Genomic DNA, 17573 nt, shown 5'->3' with positions numbered 1-17573 from the left:
GAAGAGTGTGTCTCCGCTCTTTTATTTTCTTGCTATTTCAGGTTTGCCGGCTAGTTAAAATTACAAAGTAAACGCAAGGTCCCCGGCGGTAATGGTCACTTCTCTTTCTATACAAGAATGCACCCAGTCAAACACCCGCTTCACATTCACACAAATTTCCTCCTGCTGCTGTGGCAGGGTGTCATCCTCTCTCGGTATCACTAGTCTATTTGTTGTTATTCATATTCGTAATTGAAAAGAATCACTCAATGATCGATTAATTAAATTGTGCGGCATGCAGCCGGCTGTAAATCCCTTCAGATTGCAGCAGTTCTTCATGATTACCCTGCTCCGCAATTCCCTCTTTTGTAACCACCATGATCCGGTCGGCGTTTTTAATCGTCGCAAGCCGGTGGGCAATAACGAGCGTGGTGCGCCCTTCTGTCAGCTCTTCAAGAGATTGCTGGATCGCAATTTCCGTTTCGGTATCAAGAGCCGACGTCGCTTCATCCAGAATTAAAATCGGCGGATTTTTCAAAAACATGCGGGCGATGGATAAGCGCTGCTTCTGTCCTCCAGAGAGCTTCACACCTCTTTCTCCGATGACGGTGTCGAGCCCTTGCGGCTGACTGGCGATAAATTCATCGAGTCGTGCTCGAATCGAAGCTTGCATTATTTCTTCATCCGTCGCCTTTAAGTTCCCGTAGGCGATGTTTTCACGAATCGTTCCTGAGAAAAGGAAGACATCCTGCTGTACGATTCCGATCTGGCTGCGCAGGGAATCGAGCTTAATATCGCGGATGTCGGTACCGTCAACAGCGATCGCACCGTCTTGTATTTCGTAAAAGCGCGGCAGCAGACTGCACAGGGTCGTTTTTCCAGCGCCCGAAGGACCGACGAAGGCGACTGTTTCTCCGGGATCAATGGAGAGGCTGATGTGATCCAGTACAGGAGCAAGCCCTTCGTAGCCAAACGTGACGTCCCGGTAATCGATCGCACCACGCAGTTCTCGATGAACCGCGTCGTCTTTATCTTTAATCTCAGGAGCTGTGTCCATGATCTCGGTATACCGCTTAAAACCGGCAATCCCTTTAGGATAGCTTTCAATCACGGCGTTAATTTTTTGAATCGGTCCAATGAGAATATTCGCAAGCAGGATAAACGCAACAAATTCACCGTAAGTCAGCTCGCCGGCAATGACAAAATAGGTTCCAAACAGCAGTGTAAACAGCGTCACCATTCTCATCAGCACATAGTTGGCGGTAACGTTCTGTGCCATAATTCTATAAGACTGAAGCTTTGTCGTACGGTAATGCTCGTTGTTCTCCTGGAATTTGCTCTGTTCATGCTTTTCGTTGGCAAACGCCTGAACCACCCGGATTCCTCCGATGCTGTCTTCTACCCGCGAGTTGATCTCTGCGACATTATGGAACATGCGACGGAACGTAACCGTCATTTTTTTATTAAAATAGATGGCGAGTACAATAAGCAGCGGAATAACGATAAAGGAAAGAACAGCCAGCTTCCAGTTGATCGTCAGCATGATAACGAACGAGCCGATCAGCGTCATAAAAGCAACAAACATGTCCTCCGGTCCGTGGTGAGCCACTTCGCCGATTTCCTCTAAATCCTTGGTCAGCCGCGAAATGCTGTGACCGGTTTTGCTGTTATCGTAATAGCCGAACGACAACTTCTGCATATGGGTAAAAAGCTTCTGCCGCATATCCGTCTCAATGTTGATGCCAAGCTTATGCCCCCAGTAAGTGACCACGTAATGAAGCCCGGTATTGATGAGATAGACAAGCAGCAGCCCGATACAGGCGATGATAATGATCGTCCAATTCTCGCGCGGCAGCAGCTTATCAATGACATAATTCACCGCAAGCGGAAAGGCCAGTTCTAAGATCCCGACCAGCACCGCGCAGCTGAAATCTAGTATAAACAACCATTTGTATGGTTTATAGTAAGAAAAAAATCGTGCTAACACCCATGAAACCCCTCTTCATTTTACAATTGAAATCCATTTTCAATTATACGGCTCTCAGCGGGATTTCACAATTTAATTTATCCTTATCAGTCATTTTACAGATTGTTTAAATTATTCTAAAAAGTTTGATTTTACCACTCATTCCATGTATCCTTTTTGTATGCGCTTACACTATAAGGAACAGAGGAGGACGTACATGAACACCACAAAAAACAGATGGCTGATCGCTTTATCAGCCATTGCCATTCACCTATCCATCGGGGGCGCATATGCTTACAGCGTCTACACCACTCCCGTCAGTGAACAGATGGGATGGACCCCGACTCAAGTAACGATCGCCTTTACAATTATGATGGCGCTGGCCGGATCTTCAGCGGCCTTATTCGGAAAATTCGTTGAAAAAAGCGGTCCGAGGAAGTCAGCGATGGTATCAGCTGTTCTGTTCGGAGTAGGACAAGCAGGTGCTGGAGTGGCCATTGCTGTGGATTCCCTCATCTTATTCCTGCTTACGTATGGACTGGCAAGCGGCCTCGGGCTTGGAATCGGCTACATCTCACCCGTATCCACCCTGGTGAAATGGTTCCCTGACCGGCGTGGTTTAGCTACAGGACTGGCCGTTCTCGGCTTTGGAACAGGGGCGCTTATTACCGCTCCATTAGCCGCCAGCCTCATGAGTACTGTTGGGATTGCCAATACATTTTATATCCTGGGATTAACCTATTTTGTGTTTATTACGTTAGGCGCTTCATACATCGCGCCGCCCCCGGAAGGCTGGATGCCTGCTGGAATGAAAAAGGACATGGCCTCCGGAAAAAAAGTATTCAAAAAAGACTTACAGCAGCTTACCTCAAAAGAAGCTGTGAAAACCCGCCGATTCTGGCTGCTTTGGATCATGATGCTGATTAATACAACCGCCGGGATTATGATGATATCAGTCGCTTCGCCTATGGCTCAGGAAGTCGTCGGCTTATCCGCAGCGGCAGCAGCAACAATGGTCGGGATCATGGGGATCTTTAACGGTGGAGGAAGAATTGGCTGGGCTGCCGCTTCCGACTACATTGGACGACCCAATGTATTCCTGATTTTCTTTATCATTCAAACCGTCGCTTTCTTTACACTGCCGATTACGACAAACGCGATCATCTTCCAGATTTTAATCCTGCTTGTGGTCAGCTGTTATGGCGGAGGCTTCTCAAACCTGCCAGCATTTATCGGCGACTTATTTGGCACGAAACAGCTCGGTTCTATTCACGGCTATCTCCTAACCACGTGGTCCTTAGGAGGCGTCTTCGGCCCGATGCTTGTCTCACAAATTAGAGAAAGAACAGACGGGTATACCGCTGTGTTTTACGTATTTCTCGGGTTAATTACACTCTCGCTGATCGTCTCAATTCTCATGAAGCTTGATATTAAGCGGATTGAAAAAGCATACGAACGCAAAGAGGAGACAGATGCGGTAAACTATTAATATAGAAAATAGAAAAACTCCGGCTGGATGATAGCCGGAGTTTTTGTCTGAAGCGAAAACGCAGATTTTTCGCTGGTATACTCATGCGGTTGTATCGCTGGACGATACGCCTCTAAGGTGCGCTTTTAAATCGCTTCTTATATCGTCTGGAATCTTCTCAGATGCCTGCTTTTCCACATTGAAATTCACGTACGTGGTATGCCCTGAAGCGCATAGCGTATCGCTTTGCCATACTTCCTCATATAACACAAGACTCGTATTGCCGATCTTCTCCACCCACGTATAGATCTCCACTTCATAGCCAAAATAGATTTGGCTTTTAAAATCAATATTCATATTAATGATGATCATTTTCCAATTATCAAAGTTATGATCGGGAGTGAACAGCTTAAACAGCGGATTGCGCCCCGCTTCAAGCCATACCGGTACGACTGTGTTATTAATATGCCCGACACCATCCGTTTCAGAGACACGAGGGTCAATTATAGTTTTATACATAGGCTCATTCCTTTATTGAAGGCTCGTTAATTTAAGCCTTGATAATAGATTGACAGCGTTTACTTGATTGTAACCGAAAGGGCTGAATATTTTCCATAATTTTTTCACACAACTTCCCCGACGTCTTCCCCATAAATTTGCTATAATTTCCATATAGAAAGCGTGGTGAGTTCATTGTTTACCCTATTACTAATTGAAGACGATGTATCGTTGTTTAATGAAATGAGAGACCGGCTGGCACAGTGGGAATATGAGGTCACAGGCATCGATAATTTCCAGCGTGTTATGGAAACTTTCACAGCAGTCGAGCCCGACCTCGTCATTATAGATATTCAGCTCCCGAAGTTTGATGGCTTTCACTGGTGCCGGATGATCCGCCAGCATTCAAATGTGCCGATTATTTTCCTATCCTCACGCGACCACCCGACAGATATGGTGATGTCGATGAATCTCGGGGCGGATGATTTTGTTCAAAAACCGTTTCACTTTGATGTCCTAATCGCGAAGATCCAGGCGATTTTGCGCCGGGTGTATAACTATAGCGCCGAAGCACCGGAGCTTAAGACGTGGCTGGGGGCAACTATCGATTTTGAGCGCAGCCGCGTGACGAATGACCATGGCGCCATTGAATTGACAAAGAATGAAATGTTCATTTTGCGGTTGTTAATTGAACGGAAGAACCAGATCGTCAGCCGGGAGGATTTGATGAATCGGCTGTGGGATGACCAGCGGTTTGTCAGCGATAATACCCTGACCGTCAACGTTAACCGCCTGCGGAAGAAGCTGGTCGATTTAAAGCTTGGGGACGCGATTGAAACAAAGGTCGGCCAGGGATACATAGCTGTTGATCAGGTGAGCCGATGATTGGAATATATTTAAAAGAAAGGCGCAGCTGGATTCTTCTGTTTCTTACCCTCCAGCTGGTTGCCTTATTCATTGCCTATCTCGACACGACGATTCCGTATCGGGCGATCTTATATTACATTCTCCTCTCTTCCGTCATCTTTGTACTATTTCTCGTTTTCCGCTATCACCGGGAGACGAAGTTTTTTAAAGAACTGGCGGAACGCGACCACAACCTGGACTTAACGACCATCCCTGACCCCGATCGGCCGTTCGAATTCATTGTAGAAGAAAACATCACCCAGCCGATCGAGCAGCTCAAGGCACAGTCCACCGCCCACACCATTCAGCTTGAGCAGGAAAAAGATGAACTTCTCTCCTGGATTCATGAAGTAAAAACACCGCTGACAGCGATGGATCTCATCATCGACCGGATTAACGATCAAAAGCTGAAATCTCAGCTTAAACACGAATGGCTGCGCGTTCATTTACTGCTGGACCAGCAGCTGCATCAGAAACGGATGCCGTTTATTGAGAATGACTTATATGTAGAAAAAGTGGAGCTTGAGCCGCTTCTTTTCAGCGAAATTAACACCTTACGTTCATGGTGCCTGCAAAAAGGGGTCGGTTTTGACGTGGACCTTACGGAGACCACCGTACTTAGTGACGCCAAATGGCTTGGCTTTATCCTCCGCCAGCTGCTGACGAACGCTGTAAAATATAGTGAGGAAGGCTCGGAAATCATGATCTCAAGCAGCAAGGAAAACGAACAAGCGACGCTCAGCATTACGGACAGCGGACGCGGAATTAACGCACGTGACCTTCCGCGTATTTTCGATAAAGGCTTTACCTCTACGACTAAGCATGAAGATCATGCAGCAACCGGCATGGGTCTGTACCTGGCGAAAAAAGCAGCGTCCCCCTTACAGATCAGTATGGACGTTCAATCGAAGCTCGCACACGGCTCAACCTTCACCCTCACCTTCCCCAAAGCAAACGAATTCATCGAGATTCAAGGCGTGTGACAAAAGTGTCACTCGCTTTTCTTTTTTGTTCGACGAATGAAAGGACTTAAAGCAGGAAGAGCTTATACAATAGGGATATCAAGTGAACGGGGGTATGACAATGAATATATTAGAAGCTGAAAAAATTTATAAGAGCTATGGAAATAAATTCACGAAGCAGGACGTATTAACAGGCATTGATGTAAGCATCGGCAAAGGAGAATTTTTGACAATTATGGGGGCGTCCGGCTCGGGAAAGACGACGCTGCTTAACGTGCTGTCAACCATTGATCGAGTCAGCCAGGGAACGATTAAAATCGAAGGAAAAGAACTTACGACACAGAAGGAAAAGCAGCTCGCCGAATTCAGAAAGCAGCACCTAGGGTTTATTTTTCAGGAATATAATCTGCTTGATACACTGACGGTGAAAGAGAATATCCTCCTGCCCCTCTCGATAACGAAAGCCTCGAAGAAGGAAGCCAATGCGAAATTCAAGACTGTCGCAAACGAGCTCGGTATCGAGGATATTGCCCATAAATATCCTAATGAAATCTCAGGCGGACAGAAACAGCGGACATCGGCAGCTCGTGCGTTCATCCACGAGCCGAGTATTATTTTCGCTGATGAACCAACAGGAGCGCTTGATTCTAAAGCAGCTTCTGGTTTGCTTGGCAAATTAAGTGATTTAAACGATAAGCGCGAGGCTACCATAGTGATGGTGTCCCACGATCCTGTTGCCGCAAGCTACAGCAGCCGGGTCGTCTTCATTAAAGACGGTCACATTTATACACAGTTGAATAAAGGGGACCAGTCGCGGCAGACCTTCTTAAAGGACATCATGAAAACACAGGGAGTCTTAGGCGGGGTGCAGTATGAGCATTAATCAGCTTATCTTTCGCAATATGAAAAAGAACATCGCCAACTATTATTTGTACGTGTTTGCCCTGGTGTTCAGCGTAGCGCTTTATTTTTCCTTTGTAACGCTGCAGTATGATCCGTCCATGGATGAAGCAACAGGAACGATCAAAGGGGCAGCTGCCCTGCGAGCTGCTTCGATTATGCTCATTTCGATTGTTGCAGTCTTCCTCATCTACGCGAATAATTTATTCATTAAAAGACGAAGTAAAGAAATCGGCTTATTTCAACTCATCGGGATGACTAAACAGCGCATTTTTTACATGTTGAGCGTCGAAAACCTGTTTATATATTTCGGATCCCTCATCATCGGCATCTTATTGGGATTCTCTATCTCCAAATTAGTGACGATGATTGTGTTTAAAGTGACCGGTGTTGACAACGTCGCCAGCCTGAACTTCTCTCCCGAAGCACTCCTCCAGACGCTGGTGGTCTTTGCGGCGATTTATATTCTGATCATGCTGCTCAATTACGTATTCGTAAAGCGGCAGACCATTCTGGCATTGTTTCACGTGAAACAAAAAACAGAAAGCCGTGTGAAAAAGTTATCTGTATTCGAAATTATTATGGGTGTGTTTGGCATTGCCTTGATCTTAACAGGCTACTATGTCTCTTCGAAGCTGTTTAACGGGAATTTCACGTCGATGAACAGCTTGTTTATGGCGATGATCTTCATTCTAGGATCCGTCATTATTGGTACGTACTTCTTTTATAAAGGCTCCGTGCGGTTTGTGGCCAACTTGATCCGCAAAAAGAAAGACGGCTACTTATCAATCAATGAAGTCCTTTCGCTCTCGTCCATTATGTTTCGGATGAAATCAAATGCATTACTGCTTACTATTATCACGACGGTATCAGCTCTTGCAATCGGGCTTTTGTCGTTAAGCTATATTTCTTATTATTCGGCAGGAAAGACAGCAGAAGGAGAATCTCCTGATGATTTTACCTTTGTTAGTACAGAAGATGCCGCTGCGTTTGGTGACGAACTCCGTGAACACGGCATTGAATACAATGAAGAAACGACAGAGTTTGTTCAAGCTGAAGTTTATATTGAAGAGATTGTTGGTGTCAGTACCGAAGATTTAAATATGGATGGCAGCTGGACGACCATGGCTGTAGTTAGTGACGAGAGTGTGGAAGAAATCGACGTCAGTGAAAAGGAAACCCGGTTCGCCGGTTATAATGACGCGCTCCATCGTATGATGAATCTAGCCGATTCCGGCAAAATCACAATACGCAGTGAAAACGAAGAAATCAATCAATCCTACTTAGGGACAGAGAAGGTCGATGTCCTTCCTACTTTTATTACAACTGGTCTCCCGACTGCTGTTGTAGATGACAGCGTATTTGATACGGTCGCAAGCGATGCGGATCCCGACATTCAGCGGGAATCCAATACATTCGTTGGCCTGACACTGAATGAGGAAACGTCTGCAGAAGAAGCAGATCAACTTTTTCAAAGTATGCAATTGAGCGAAACACCTGGTAACTCCTCTCAGTATGCGACCTATCAGATGCAGAAACAGAACATGGGATTGATTATGTTCATCGTAGGCTTCCTCGGTTTAACATTCTTAATCACCTCCGGCTGTATTCTTTACTTTAAGCAGATGGATGAAGGAGATGAAGAACAACCGAACTATACCATTTTACGCAAGCTCGGATATACCCGAGGCGACTTGCTAAAAGGGATTCAAGGCAAGCAGCTGTTTAACTTTGGCATCCCGCTTATGATTGGACTTCTGCACAGCTGCTTCGCTGTCCAATCAGGCTGGTTTTTATTCGGAACGGAAATGTGGACACCAATGTTTATCGTCATGGGAGTGTACACCGCCCTTTACTCGATCTTTGGACTGCTGTCGGTGTTTTATTATAAAAAAGTAATAAAGCAAGCTTTATAAAAGGGAAAAATCTCCAGCGGTATTGCTGGAGATTTTCTATGTTTCACGTGAAACATCTTAATCCAAAGACTCAATAAATGCGTGCAAAACGCGCGCGGTCAGTCCCCAAATTACTTTGTCTTCATATTGATAGAAAAATTCTTCCATTTTACGCGTCTGCCATTCATAATCCCTTCCATTAGCAATCAATTCAAAAGGAAACCCTTCATCAGGAATCACGTCAAAGTTGACATAGTGAATATCCGGTTCATTTTCTTGAAAAAAAGAAAGCGGAACAGTGAACACTTCTTCCACCTCCGCCGGATTAGGGGAAATCCTGTCCTCCGGGCAATTAAGGAAACCTACGTAAGTGTGAACGATCATCCCAAAAGGGGAAACCATGTAATCAAATGGGTAAACCTTTTCAATGTCATGACCTGTGATGCCAAGCTCCTCTTTCGCTTCCCGCACAGCCGCATCCAGCACCTGACGATCCTGACGATCCACTTTACCACCTGGAAAACATATTTCCCCCGGCTGCCTTCTCATCTGGAGCGAACGAACTTCAAACACTAAATGAAGCTCCCCTTCTTTTTCCATTAGAGGAAGGAGAATCGAATAGTTCGTAATTTGCTTCTGGCCGATTATAGAAGGCTTATGGTTTTTCATTTTATTCTCAATGGCTTCTCTCTTCATACCGTCACCTTCTCTTCCTACTATTCATTCTTCTATTATACGAGGATGTACAGAGTCTTTACAGAATATAGCTTATGGCGAAAAGAAAAAGCGGACCCTCACCTGGTCCACTTCTGCTCACTTATTTTTGCTTTTATCGAGCTTCTTCCAGAACTCTTTAGCGATCTCCTGATAACCCGCTTCACTCAAGTGGATGTTCGAAGGATTAGGCAGATAGGTTTTGTACTTTCGTTCAATCAATTCTTCGGTCGGCACGTACGTATGGCCGAATCTGTCTGTTGCAGACTCGATCACCTGATTTAAAGAGTCAAGGAGTGATTCAAGCTGAGGCTGGAGCTCCTGCGGCTGGTAAGGAAACGGGTTGTAATATCCCATGATATAGACTTTTGCCTGCGGGTTAAGCTCCTCTATTGTCGTAAGCACATCATTTAGATTCTGACCCAGTGTGGAAAGAGCCGTAAAAACTTCACTTTCTGAAGGATATTCCTGGGTTTCTAAGTTTAAGAGTTTTAGCAGATCATTCGCTCCTATATTGATGGTGACAAACTCGGCTTCTTCAATATCAGCCTGAACACGATCTTTATTAAGAACGAATGTCAGGTCTGTAGATGTATCACCTGGAAAGGCAAAATTACTATAGTCGACGGTGTACTGGGACTGTCTTAAACGCTCAACAAAATAATCCGGATATCCTGTTCCGCTCTCATTGTACGGCGTAATTCCGGCTGCGAGTGAATCTCCAAGAGCGACATAGTCCATCTCTTTCTTCACAGGTCCTTTGGCAGAAGCAGTTAACGGGATTGATGCAAAGAACACAACAACAAGTATGAAAACAGCTACCTTTTTCATTTGTTATTCATCTCCGTTCATTCGTTATAACGATCAATACTATCATACCAAAGCCTGTTTATAAAAAGCAACTGAGAGTTTGATAGATTTTCCCCTCAGTCACCTCATAGGTTCATAAACTCCTGCAGGGATAGACGTCCAGTTACTTCAAATCCATTCCCTTCCCCAAGCGGCTTTACAACGACGGTACCCATATTGCTTATAGGTCCCAGTCCTACTCCTTCCGGGAAACTATGCGCAATAATGACAGTATTGGTGCCTTCGGGAGGGGGCAGCTCCAGCCTGCTCGTTAATGAATTTATGATCGAGGCTTTTTCATAATCAGATAAGTCGGCACTTAGTAAGTAAACATGGAACCAAAAAGGGTCTGTGTACACATTTTCTTCACTAAAAGCTAGAAAAGCCGTCTCTCTGCTTCTGCAAAATGGACTGGCGAAAACAGGCAGGGAAACCGGTATGCGCAGCCTGCGAAGGGTTTGACCGTAGGCTGCAGCCTGGTTCCTTCCTGTATTAGAAAGATTTCGCTGTGTGGAACAATCGGAAAAATTAAGCATGGGTGTATCTTCGCCTGCAGTAGCTTCGGCATGCCTGACGTATAAAATATACCCGCCTTCTCTAAGCGAGGATAGAAGTGACTGTCGGCAGTCTACAATACCGCAGCTCCAACTTTGGCTGGTTGGATAGTGATGAAGTGAGGGCCGCGGAGGACACGTGAGATGTTCTTCATAACGCAACTAAACTTCTCTCCTTTTTAAGCATGTTGGCATTAGTTTATGAAGGGCACCGAAACGCGTGTTTAAAGCAATAAAAATAAAACCCCTTAGATCGCTAAGGGATAGAGAGAAGGTTATTTATTTACGAAACATAGCAAACAATTTCCCCAACCCGCCTTGAGGCTTTTGCTGGACCGACTCCTCGAGACGCTTGTTGAACTCATTTTGGGCCTGCCATTCCTTTTTCTGCTCCTCGCGCAGGTGGTGCAGTTCCTGACGGAGAGATTCGCTTCTTTCCTTTTCTTTCTCAAGCAGCTCTTCATAATGTTTTTGCTGCTGAGAGGATAACTGCTCGATTCTCGTGTGAGTTTTTTTGGAAAAATTACCTACTCCGGAACTGATGACGTGGTGATCCTGCTGGAGGCGGGAAACTGTGGTTTTCAACTCGGCCATATCATTGGTCAATTGAACATTCATTTCCCTGGAGGCAGCCAATTCGTTGGCAATTACCTTTAAGAAGCTTCGTAATTGCTCTGGATCCTGTATCGACTGTTCGTATGTATCGGTAAGCGATATATCGGTTTCGTTTGACGTTTCCAGCCGGTCCTTTTGCTGTTCTGCCAGGAACTTAGCTGTGACATCAATCGGATTCTCCGTATCGCGTATCGCTTTAAGCGCTTCGATATCGGTTCGCACAAAGATACGACGATCCCCATCCTTGAAAAACTCATAACCATTGCGTTCTAAAACCTGACCATATTTCCGTACTGTAGGCGTAGCGATCCCTACTGCTTCTGCCGCTTCTTTTGTCGTATAAGCTCGTTCATTCGGTTGAATATCGTGTCGCAAGCTGTCGAACCTCCTTTACTTTAAATATGAAGGTTTTTCGACGATTTTGCAAGCCGTAGCGTATCGCGATATGCACAAAAGTATGAGTCTTTTTCCTTACCCTAGCGCTTGTCTCTTCAGTATATCGCTTGTTCATATCGCGTATCTTCCATTGTTTCCTAGATCCATATAACCGATATGGGGGGGGATATTACCAAGTGACGCCTTAAACACCCTTCACACAAGAATGCCCTCCACCTGCTCCCCCCTACGATGGTTGGACGTTCTCCCCCTTATTCTGCTACAAAAGGCGCAATTTATAGAGTTTTTCCTGCTTTTAAACAGGAAGCCGGCCACTGCTGCGACGTTAACGATATTTCCCCATGCGAATACATTACAGGATAAACGAATAAAGAGGTGTTCCCATGGATTCAAAGCCCTCCCCCTATGGTTCAGATATAAAATGTAAAGAAATCAATTATACGTTTCCTCCCCAGGAGCAGACTAGACAGCCAGGCATGGAATATTTAATGGTTCCCCGCCCTATTTATGATAACCCTAACTATATCGGGACTGGAAAAATGAACAACCAGGTAGCCGTCATAAGCGGTGGGGATAGTGGTATTGGCAGGGCAGTAGCTGTTGCGTTTGCGAAGGAAGGAGCCGATCTGGTTCTGGCGTATTTTGATGAACATGAAGATGCGGAGGAAACCAAGCAGGCTGTTGAGCAGCTAGGGCAGCGTTGCGTATTACTTCCAGGAGACCTTCGTAGTAATGCACACTGCAGTTTTGTGATCTCTTACACTCTTGAGATGTTCGGCCGAATCGATATTCTTGTTAATAATTTAGCTGTTCAATTTATCCAGAATCGATTCACAGATATTAGTGATGAACAGTGGCACACCACCTTTGCCACAAACATCCACCCGTTTTTTTACATGACGAAGGCTGCAGTCCCTCATATGAAAGCAGGAGGAAGCATCATCAACACCACTTCAATTAATGCTTATATCGGGAGAAAAGACTTAATTGATTATACGACGACGAAAGGAGCGATCGTCAGCTTTACACGTGCTCTTGCCAACAATCTAGTCGACCAGGGAATTCGGGTCAACGCGGTGGCTCCTGGTCCCATTTGGACGCCACTTATTCCGGCTTCTTTTACACCGGATATGGTCAAAACTTTTGGAAGCGACGTTCCAATGAAACGTGCTGGCCACCCGTACGAACTAGCGCCTGTCTATGTGTTGCTGGCTTCAAGTGACGGGTCTTATATAACCGGGCAGACCATCCATATTAATGGTGGTGAATTTGTCGGATCGTAATCATGGTTTAACCTGGTTGATTCGATTTCTTCCATCTTCTGCTCATCCAGACTGTAACTCCGCCAATGATTACAATTAATAACAAACTAATAAAAAAACCGGGACGCACACTTTTGTCCACTAACGTCCCACTCACTGCAGCCAAAAGTAACACTAAGCCTCCGATCGAGAATATTCTGCTTATCATTTTTTCCTTGCCAAGCACACGGAAAGCAGACAGGATAATAAAAGACCAGTTGTATAAAAGTAAAATGCCGGCAGCCGTCGTGATGTATTCATATATTTTTTCAGGAACAAGTAAAGCCGTGATTACGGAGGCAAGCAAACCCGCTGTTCCAAGTCCTAAAGCAGCTAAAGGGAGTTCTTTGAATTTTATTTTTTTAGAAAATACAGCTGGAGCATCTCCATCTTTCGCAATGGTGACAAGCAGGGTCGTCACCCCGAACAATGCAGCCGTCATCGTAGAAAAACCGGCAATGATGATGGCTGCGTTAAAAACGTGAGGGAAAAAAGAAAGATTATAATCGTCTAATGCCGTAACAAAAGGACTTTCATTAGGGTCAAAAGCATGGAAGGAAACCATCGTCACCGCCAGCCCTAAAGACAAGATATAAATGACGGCAAGCAGCAACAACATAATCGATCCGGCTTTTGGAGCTTCTTCTTTCTTTTTCAGACGGATTGCCATAAGCCCTATAACTTCAATGCCCCCGAACGCATAGAAAGCATAGATCAGCGAGGCCCAGAACCCCGGGAATCCTTCTGGGAAAAGCTCCTTCCCGGTGTTGGGAAAATCCGGCTTCTCCTGCGGTCCCCCTGATACCCACCCTAATAAAGCGGCCGCTCCTAACAGGATAAACATAATGATCGCTGCTGTTTTAATGACAGCCAGTATATCTTCGACTTTATCAAAACTTTTTGTGCCTAAGAAAACTACAAAAATGGAAAGGACAGCATACCCCGCTGCAAATATCCATAAAGGAACGTTAGGCAGCCACAGTTGCGTCAAAATGGATAAGGCGATGAGCTGGCTTCCCATAATGAGGATATTGGAACACCAGTAATTCCACCCGCAGCTGAACCTCGCCCAGCGTCCGAAGGCTTTGCCTGAATAATAACAAAAGGATCCCTCTTGAGGATCTTTTGCTGTCATTTTGGCCAATAAATTAAAAACAATATACGTACCGATCGCTGCCAATAGGAAGGAAAAGACAATGGAAGGTCCTGTCAGGCCGATTCCGATACTTGAACCTAAAAAATAACCTGTTCCAATCGTGCACCCTACTCCGACTAAAGAGAGCTGCCACCATTTTAAATTCCCCTTAGATTCAGAGTTTGACGTCTGGTTATTCGTGGTCGAACACTTCATAATCTTTCTCCTTTATGCGAAAACATGATTAGCGGCAAGGTCGCACCTTTTAAAATCCACTTTATTTATTTGTTTTAACGACCAATTATATTCCTGATATATAAAAAAGAGCCCAACCGACGTACAGCTGGACCCGCTAGTGAGCCTTGAACCTGATAGCTCGACCCTCCAATTGGAACTTTATGTATTCGTGCTGCCTTTACTATTTCAATCGAAGGCACATATTTAAAGGTGAAAAATCAGCCGGATGGCTTGATAACCGAAGTAGACTGCGAAGCCGAGTAAAGATACTCCCGTCACAACAGCAATTCTTTTTAACGTTCGTTCCGTTAAGAACTTACGGAATCCACTGGAAACCGAGGCCATCGTGATATCCCATGCCATCACACCGATTAAAATGGCACCGCCATAGAGGAGAAGATGAGCATTATCATATTTATCAATCGTATTCGCTAATACCGAACCATAAATACCGAGCCAGAACAAAATCGAAAGGGGATTACTAATGGAGATGAGGAATCCTGTGGTAAATGTTTTCCTTAATGAATCCTTTGTGCGGTCTTCGCTCAGTTCAAGCTTTTGAGAACTTGTAATGCTCTCAATGCCTGTATAGAACAATACAAAAGAGCCAAACGACCAAAGAAACGTCTTCATAAAAGAAGTTTCCAGGAAATGGACGACACCAAAAAAAACAGCAAGAATGAAGAAAATTTCAGCCACGATGGAGCCCAGCCCGATTAACCATGAATGGAAAAATCCATTTTTGATCCCGTGATTAATCTGTGCGGCGTTGATTGGTCCGAGAGGGGCGGCTAAAGATAACCCAAGAAAAATATAGCTCAAAAACACTCCCAATATTTTCACTCCTTACTTTTATGAGGGCTTGTACTATATCTATTCCACAGCTCAGAGATTATCACAATTGAGAGTGTTTGCAGCGCGGAATCCCCGAATGAGACAAAAAAACACACGTTGCTTTATCAGCAATGTGTGTTTAGCGCCGGCTGATCGCCTGACTCGTCTCTTCGATCATACGTAGTAAATCGGCTGCACGTTTCCATTCTAATGTATTGGCTGCGTTGTTGATGTTTGGATTACGCCTTGCTTCACTAAGCATTTCTTCCGCTTGTTTTACATGCTGCTGCGCCTCCGTATAGCCATTTGGATCCGCTTGAGCTCTTTGAACAGCCTGGTGGGCATCGTTAAGGTTTTCCATGACGGCCTCCATATTGTCTATCTTCATGTGACGATCCTCCATCCTATCCTTTTTTGCACGTTCTTTTGTAGAGTTAGATGATTTCCCTTAATTTATTCGTGCAACAGGGTCGCCGCGGCCAGGAGAACGATTCTTTAAGTATATGGATAGCGCCTTAACGGCGGAGGATAATGCCTTAACGTCGGAAGATAGCGACGTAACGTTGGAAGATAACGACTTAACGCTTAGGGATAACGACCTAACAAAAAAAATAGCGCTTTAACGTCACCTGTGTTGATCAATTAGAATAGGGTTTCCATCCGGGTCTTCAATGGTTAGACTTTCGGGTCCTTCGCTCGTTTCATCCGCCTCAGCCAAAATGTTAATACCGTTTTCTTTCAGCTGCTTTTGGAGTTCCCGAACATCGGTGAACGAATCAATATTTTCGGCATTTTGGTTCCATCCAGGATTGAAGGTGAGGATATTTTTCTCGAACATTCCTTGAAACAGCCCGATCACACAGTTTTCATTTTTCATAATGAGCCAATTTTGGGCAGGATCTCCCCCAAGGGCATCAAACCCTAACTTTTCATAAAATGCTTTTGATTTGTGAATGTCTTTTACACTTAAACTTATAGAAAATGCACCAAGTTTCATCTCATTCCTCCCTTTCGCCGACTACTTTGCGTTTTCATCCGGCTGGTGAACACCAAAGAGATTTCCTTCCGTATCCATAAAATATCCCTGCCAGGCCATCCCGGGCAGCGCATATTTTGGCATGGCAACCTTGCCTCCATTATCAATAATTTTCGATTCAGCAGAATCGAAATCATCCACCCCCATCGTACAAGCAAAAGCATTCAAAGGCTGGTTTAGTTCGGGAGGAGCACTTTGACGCTGCATTAACGCCCCGTTAATTCCCATCTCCTTTTCATCGCCCGTCACGGCACCGAAATAAGGCATGCCCGCATAATCGCTCCAATCTTCAAATGTCCATCCAAATACCTCTCCGTAAAACGTCTTTGCACGTTCCATGTCATCCACGTGAATCTCAAAATGAACTAATCTGCCCATGATGACCTCCTGTTTTTAGACTTTTGCTATCATTATCTAGATTCTACCAATAGCTTCATACTCCTTCTTTATTTTTTCGTCAAATCCCCGATTGGTGATTTCCGTCATTAAAAGGTACGTACGGTTTTTGGACGAATGAAAAAAATTAACGCAGCAATAATAGGAATGACTTTTTAATTTGGAAGGAGTAAATTTTAATGAAAAAACATTTGTGTACGGTGTTAACTGTATTATTTCTCGTAAGTCTGTTACCTGGCGTTGTTAGTGCCAATAGTGAAGCAGAGGAACAATTCATGAGTCCGGCAGCAGTAGAATTCGAAAATGAGTTCAGAAGGCTTTGGATTGATCATGTATTGTGGACAAGCAATTATATTACAAGTGCAACCACTGCAGGTGCGGAGGATCAAGAGCAAGTGCTGGAGAGGCTTCTAAGAAATCAGGAGGATATCGGTAATGCGGTGAAGCCGATATACGGAGAGGAAGCCGGGAGTAAACTTACGGATCTGCTTAAGGAACATATCGTTATTGCCGGCAAGATTGTAGATGCGGCTAAGAACGGGGAGCAGGATCTGGTGGGTCAGCTCAACGAAGAATGGTATAGAAATGCTGATGATATAGCGTCTTTCCTTAGTGAGGCCAACCCTCATTTAAATAAGGATGAATTATTAAACATGCTGCATGAACATTTGGAATTAGTAGCCGATGACTTAGCCGCTAGCTTAGAAAAAGAATGGGATGAAAGAATCGTTGCGATTGATGAAGGGGTTACTCATATCATCTTAATGTCGGATGCCATCTCGGAAGGTGTTGTGAAACAGTTTCCAGATAAATTCAAGCAATAATTTCGAAAAGCTTCAGCCTCGAGCTGAAGCTTTTTCAAAGGACTTTACAGGTCCATAAGTAAAGAGATTAATACTTTAATTATTTAAAGCGTGTTTACATTAAAGTAT

General features: G+C 44.7%; 18 protein-coding genes. 7 read left to right on the top strand and 11 right to left on the bottom strand.

Annotated elements, in window-relative coordinates; genetic code table 11:
- Window positions 1-256 precede the first annotated feature (256 nt).
- Window positions 257-1966, bottom strand: a complete 1710-nt coding sequence (locus C1A12_RS01050; protein ID WP_101842001.1) for an ABC transporter ATP-binding protein — start codon at window positions 1964-1966, stop codon at window positions 257-259.
- Window positions 1967-2162: 196 nt separating this feature from the next.
- On the opposite strand from C1A12_RS01050, the gene C1A12_RS01045 reads away from it, so the two are divergent.
- Window positions 2163-3434 carry an OFA family MFS transporter gene (locus C1A12_RS01045; protein ID WP_101842000.1) on the top strand — a complete coding sequence of 424 codons (1272 nt, stop codon included), beginning with the start codon at window positions 2163-2165 and terminating at the stop codon, window positions 3432-3434.
- An 81-nt stretch (window positions 3435-3515) separates the two neighbouring features.
- On the opposite strand, the gene C1A12_RS01040 is transcribed toward C1A12_RS01045, so the two are convergent.
- Window positions 3516-3932, bottom strand: coding sequence for a thioesterase family protein (locus C1A12_RS01040; protein WP_101841999.1), 417 nt, complete (start codon window positions 3930-3932; stop codon window positions 3516-3518).
- Window positions 3933-4106: 174 nt separating this feature from the next.
- Here C1A12_RS01040 and C1A12_RS01035 point away from each other — a divergent pair, with 174 nt between their 5' ends.
- The 4 genes from C1A12_RS01035 (at window position 4107) to C1A12_RS01020 (ending at window position 8595) form a co-directional block, all read left to right on the top strand.
- Window positions 4107-4796, top strand: a complete 690-nt coding sequence (locus tag C1A12_RS01035) for a response regulator transcription factor (protein ID WP_101841998.1) — start codon at window positions 4107-4109, stop codon at window positions 4794-4796.
- Complete coding sequence (locus C1A12_RS01030) at window positions 4793-5800, top strand: sensor histidine kinase (protein WP_101841997.1); 1008 nt, start codon at window positions 4793-4795, stop codon at window positions 5798-5800. Before C1A12_RS01035 ends, C1A12_RS01030 begins: the two co-directional genes overlap by 4 nt.
- A 100-nt stretch (window positions 5801-5900) precedes the next feature.
- Window positions 5901-6662, top strand: a complete 762-nt coding sequence (locus C1A12_RS01025) for an ABC transporter ATP-binding protein (protein WP_101841996.1) — start codon at window positions 5901-5903, stop codon at window positions 6660-6662.
- On the top strand, window positions 6652-8595 hold the full coding sequence (locus C1A12_RS01020; protein ID WP_101841995.1) for an ABC transporter permease: 1944 nt from the start codon (window positions 6652-6654) through the stop codon (window positions 8593-8595). The genes C1A12_RS01025 and C1A12_RS01020 overlap by 11 nt, the downstream gene beginning before the upstream one ends.
- Before the next feature lie 57 nt (window positions 8596-8652).
- Here the strand turns inward: C1A12_RS01020 and C1A12_RS01015 are convergent, their stop codons facing one another.
- The 4 genes from C1A12_RS01015 to C1A12_RS01000 all read right to left on the bottom strand — a co-directional run bounded on the left by C1A12_RS01015 (window position 8653) and on the right by C1A12_RS01000 (window position 11681).
- Complete coding sequence (locus tag C1A12_RS01015) at window positions 8653-9270, bottom strand: CoA pyrophosphatase (RefSeq protein ID WP_101841994.1); 618 nt, start codon at window positions 9268-9270, stop codon at window positions 8653-8655.
- A gap of 117 nt (window positions 9271-9387) precedes the next feature.
- Entirely contained in the window at window positions 9388-10119 is a 732-nt protein-coding gene (locus tag C1A12_RS01010) for a GDSL-type esterase/lipase family protein (RefSeq protein WP_101841993.1), read from the bottom strand.
- 104 nt (window positions 10120-10223) lie between these two features.
- Window positions 10224-10853 (bottom strand): histidine phosphatase family protein, encoded by a 630-nt coding sequence (locus tag C1A12_RS01005; protein WP_200816533.1) that lies wholly within the window; start codon window positions 10851-10853, stop codon window positions 10224-10226.
- Window positions 10854-10970: 117 nt separating this feature from the next.
- Window positions 10971-11681 (bottom strand): hypothetical protein, encoded by a 711-nt coding sequence (locus C1A12_RS01000; RefSeq protein WP_101841992.1) that lies wholly within the window; start codon window positions 11679-11681, stop codon window positions 10971-10973.
- Window positions 11682-12085: 404 nt separating this feature from the next.
- Between C1A12_RS01000 and C1A12_RS00990 the strand changes: the two genes are divergently transcribed.
- Window positions 12086-12985, top strand: a complete 900-nt coding sequence (locus tag C1A12_RS00990) for an SDR family oxidoreductase (RefSeq protein WP_101841990.1) — start codon at window positions 12086-12088, stop codon at window positions 12983-12985.
- A gap of 7 nt (window positions 12986-12992) precedes the next feature.
- Here the strand turns inward: C1A12_RS00990 and C1A12_RS00985 are convergent, their stop codons facing one another.
- The 5 genes from C1A12_RS00985 to C1A12_RS00965 form a co-directional block, all read right to left on the bottom strand.
- On the bottom strand, window positions 12993-14354 hold the full coding sequence (locus C1A12_RS00985) for an amino acid permease (protein WP_101841989.1): 1362 nt from the start codon (window positions 14352-14354) through the stop codon (window positions 12993-12995).
- A 225-nt stretch (window positions 14355-14579) separates the two neighbouring features.
- A complete protein-coding gene (locus C1A12_RS00980; RefSeq protein WP_101841988.1) occupies window positions 14580-15209 on the bottom strand; it encodes a LysE family transporter in 630 nt (209 codons plus the stop codon).
- Window positions 15210-15348: 139 nt separating this feature from the next.
- On the bottom strand, window positions 15349-15597 hold the full coding sequence (locus C1A12_RS00975; RefSeq protein WP_101841987.1) for a hypothetical protein: 249 nt from the start codon (window positions 15595-15597) through the stop codon (window positions 15349-15351).
- 237 nt (window positions 15598-15834) lie between these two features.
- Window positions 15835-16206: a VOC family protein gene (locus C1A12_RS00970; RefSeq protein WP_101841986.1), complete on the bottom strand. Its 372-nt coding sequence runs from the start codon at window positions 16204-16206 to the stop codon at window positions 15835-15837.
- 21 nt (window positions 16207-16227) lie between these two features.
- Entirely contained in the window at window positions 16228-16623 is a 396-nt protein-coding gene (locus C1A12_RS00965) for a VOC family protein (RefSeq protein WP_101841985.1), read from the bottom strand.
- A gap of 197 nt (window positions 16624-16820) precedes the next feature.
- Here C1A12_RS00965 and C1A12_RS00960 point away from each other — a divergent pair, with 197 nt between their 5' ends.
- The gene (locus C1A12_RS00960; RefSeq protein WP_101841984.1) at window positions 16821-17465 is read left to right on the top strand and encodes a glycosyltransferase; all 645 of its coding nucleotides are present in this window, start codon (window positions 16821-16823) and stop codon (window positions 17463-17465) included.
- Window positions 17466-17573: the final 108 nt, after the last annotated feature.

The organism is Halobacillus sp. Marseille-P3879 (assembly GCF_900240285.1).
Lineage (GTDB): Bacteria > Bacillota > Bacilli > Bacillales > Halobacillaceae > Halobacillus_A.
Note: the sequence above shows the minus strand (reverse complement) of the source record. Positions and strands in the feature narration are given on the sequence as shown.